We start from the raw sequence: 3,496 nt of genomic DNA on the forward strand, positions 1-3,496 counted from the left end.
CTTCACCGGCAACCGCTTCGAGTTCCGCGCCGTGGGTTCCGAGGCCAACTGCGCCAGTGCCATGATTGCGCTGAACTCCGCCCTTGCCGAGCAGTTAACGGAATTCAAGAAAGATGTGGACGAACTGATTGAAAAGGGTGAGCCGAAAATCTCCGCCATCCTCGAAGTCATCCGCCGGTACATCAAAGTCTGCAAACCTATCCACTTTGACGGCAACGGTTACAGCGATGAATGGAAAGCCGAAGCAGCCCGCCGCGGTCTGGACTGCGAGACAAGTGTTCCCGTCATTTTCGACAACTACCTGAAACCGGAGAGCATCCGGATGTTCGAGTCCATCGGTGTCATGACGAAAAAGGAACTGGAAGCCCGTAACGAGGTGAAATGGGAAATGTACACCAAGAAAATACAGATTGAAGCCCGCGTGCTCGGAGATTTGGCCATGAACCACATTATCCCCGTAGCTACACAGTATCAGTCGGATTTGATTGACAACGTCTACAAGATGAAAGACCTGTTCTCCGCAGAGAAGGCTGCAAAACTGTCTGCCAAGAATCTGGAACTCATCGAAGAGATTGCCGACCGTACCGCCTTCATCAAGGAGCATGTGGATGCCATGATCGAGGCGCGCAAAGTGGCCAACAGAATTGAGAGTGAACGTGAAAAAGCCATCGCCTACCACGACAACATCGTACCGATGATGGAGGAAATCCGTTACCACATCGACAAGCTGGAACTCATCGTCGACAATCAGATGTGGACGTTGCCCAAATATCGCGAGTTACTGTTTATAAGATGAAAAATGAAGGATGAAGGATGAATCCTTAATCCCTATCTCATTCTTTTGTTGGTTGTTTTAAGTTTGCAGGGGGGAGAGGTGCCGCGAGGCAGTTCTCTCTCTTTTTTCGTCCATGCCAACTGTTGGCGGTAAGCGGGAAATAACCTATCTTTGCCCGTCAGATAAAACAATCCTGTCATCATGAAGAATTTACGTAACTGCTATGCAGCGTTCCTGCTGTTTGCCTTGCTGTTCGTTGCGGCTGCTGCCCCGGCACAAACCGATCTGCAGCAAAAACTGGGTCGGATTTCCGCTATTACGGAAACCCGTCCGTTGGAGTCCACCCGGTTCTCCGAGAAGTATGTAACCTATTTTACCCAGCCGTTGGACCACCGTCGTCCCGAAAAGGGCAGTTTCCGCCAGCGCGTGATTGTCTCCCACGTCGGCTTCGACCGTCCCACGGTGATTGTAACCGAAGGCTATGGAGCCGCCTATGCCCTCAATCCCAAGTATCGCGAGGAACTTTCCGAGCTGCTCGATGCCAACATGATTTTTGTGGAATACCGTTATTTCCTGGAATCCACCCCTGAGCCCAAAGACTGGCAATACCTCACCGCCGAGAATTCTGCCGACGACCTGCACGCCGTCCGCAACGCCTTTAAAAGCATCTATCCCGGCAAATGGATTGCGACCGGCATCAGCAAGGGCGGACAGACTACCCTGCTCTACCGCACGTTCTATCCGGACGACGTGGATATTTCCGTGCCTTATGTAGCTCCGCTCTGCTACGGGGCGGAAGACGGACGCCACGAGCCTTTCCTCAGGAAAGTGTCTACTCCGGAGGACCGCAAACGGATTGAGGACTTCCAGTTGGAAGTGTTGAAACGGAAAGCCGCACTGCTCCCCCGCTTTGAGAAATATTGCAATGAAAAAGGACTCAAGTTCCGTGCGTCCGTTGAAGAGATATACGACTATTGCGTGCTGGAGTATTCTTTTGCCCTTTGGCAGTGGGGAACTCCCGTCAGCAGCATCCCTGCCACCACGGCCTCGGACGATGAGATATTTGCCCATCTGCTCGACATCAGTAATCCCGACTACTTCATTGCCGACAGTCCCACAGCCTCATTCTTCGTGCAGGCCGCCCGCGAACTGGGCTATTACGGCTACGATACGAAGCCTTTCAAGAAGTATCTTTCCATCCAATCGAGCAAGGATTACCTGCATCGTCTGATGCTTCCCGAAGAGCTGAAAGACATGCCCTTCGACAAGACCCTAAGCAAGAAAATCACGAAGTTCCTAAAAGAGAATGACCCGAAAATGATATTCATCTACGGACAGAACGACCCGTGGACGGCTGCCGGAGTGACCTGGCTGAAAGGGAAGAAGAACATCCATGTATTCGTAGAGCCCGGCGGAAGCCATCGGGCACGCATCGGCACACTGCCCGAAGAGGAAAAGAAGCAAGTGATGGAGCTGATAAATGAATGGTTGAAACAATAAAAACGGATGGTCCGTGTGGCATGAACAGACCATCCGTTTACTCCTGACAGACCATCTGTTCAACCTCAACAGATGGTCTGTTTTTTTATTCTATAATTTGTGCATCCTCAATATCGTCCACTGCCTTTACTGAAGCATCCGGTGTCTTCGGGCGGCGACGCGTAAACTTGAACCAGTTCAGCAGTTCCGAAGCCGCATAGACCAGACTGCTGATACCGATAATGATAAATGCCGTGGAGCGTACTCCCGTAGGATTGAACAGCGCAACCAAGCCGGCAAGCAGAATCAATACCGGAACCACATAAAAACCTCCCGGTACCGGCATCCAGCGACGGGCAGCGGAAAGCGAGGCAATCTGTTGCACTCCTCCCATCACCAGGATAAATCCCAATACAAATGTCAGCAAATCGGCAAAGAAACCGGGCATGATAATCAGCCACAAGCCAAACAGCAGGCTGCCCACCCCCTCGACAGGGAAACGGCTGCGCATCTCCGTGCTCTGTGCAAAGTAGCCTATGATGCTGACAAGCGAAGGCACCAGGAAAATGACACCTATCGTAATCACAAAGTAATCACCGGCCTGGTCGGGAAACATCACCAGCACCAAACCGATAACCAGCGCACATATCGCACGCAAAAATGAGTAACTTAATCCTTTCATGAGTCTATGTTTTTTTGCGAAGATACATCTTTATCCGAATAACTCCACACGAAAATCCCGAAAAATCAGTTTACATTCAGCCAGGCATTCATATCTTCGGCCACAAAGAGCCAGTATAATAACAATAGTACAGCAATAACTACGCCTATGGCAACTAAATGTTTTCTATTCATAGTTTGTTCCTTTCTTTTTTTGAATGAATATTCGTTTTTACTACACTTATAAGAACAATATTTCAAGAAAAATGTTCTTATCCAGAAAAAAAGTCATATTTATTTTGGCAGTTAAAACAAAGTGCTTATATTTGTCGCGAAAACGAAGACAGGCTGCACCTCAGCATAAAAAATGAACAAGTTCATTTTATTATACATTCGGTTTGCACTGTCTTTGCCCCTAATAAAACAAAAAAAGTCAATGAAAACAATGTTAGTAAATACATATTGGTGGTGGCACCCGTTACAACTCCGACAGTCGTAAGGGAGCAGCGCTCGTATGTATATATGTAATATATAGTAAAAAACAAAAAGAGCCCTGTCGCACCAAGCGACGGGGCTCTTTTC

2 protein-coding genes and 1 pseudogene are annotated in these 3,496 nt (G+C 48.9%); 2 read left to right on the top strand and 1 reads right to left on the bottom strand.

Annotated elements, in window-relative coordinates; genetic code table 11:
* Together ABUA47_RS23410 and ABUA47_RS23415 are read left to right on the top strand one after the other, a co-directional pair.
* Window positions 1-796: pseudogene (locus tag ABUA47_RS23410) on the top strand (glutamine synthetase type III); the annotation flags it as partial.
* Between the two features lie 180 nt (window positions 797-976).
* Complete coding sequence (locus ABUA47_RS23415) at window positions 977-2,275, top strand: S28 family serine protease (RefSeq protein WP_035448683.1); 1,299 nt, start codon at window positions 977-979, stop codon at window positions 2,273-2,275.
* An 85-nt stretch (window positions 2,276-2,360) separates the two neighbouring features.
* Here the strand turns inward: ABUA47_RS23415 and ABUA47_RS23420 are convergent, their stop codons facing one another.
* Window positions 2,361-2,936, bottom strand: coding sequence for an HdeD family acid-resistance protein (locus ABUA47_RS23420; protein WP_005837311.1), 576 nt, complete (start codon window positions 2,934-2,936; stop codon window positions 2,361-2,363).
* Window positions 2,937-3,496 lie beyond the last annotated feature (560 nt).

The sequence above is a fragment of the Bacteroides sp. RTP31139st1_H2_RTP31139_211217 genome (assembly GCF_040227615.1).
Lineage (GTDB): Bacteria > Bacteroidota > Bacteroidia > Bacteroidales > Bacteroidaceae > Bacteroides > Bacteroides uniformis.

Coding starts and splice junctions, on each gene's coding strand:
- ABUA47_RS23415 (WP_035448683.1), top strand. CDS start 977: ATGAAGAATTTACGTAACTGCTATGCAGCGTTCCTGCTGTTTGCCTTG.
- ABUA47_RS23420 (WP_005837311.1), bottom strand. CDS start 2,936: ATGAAAGGATTAAGTTACTCATTTTTGCGTGCGATATGTGCGCTGGTT.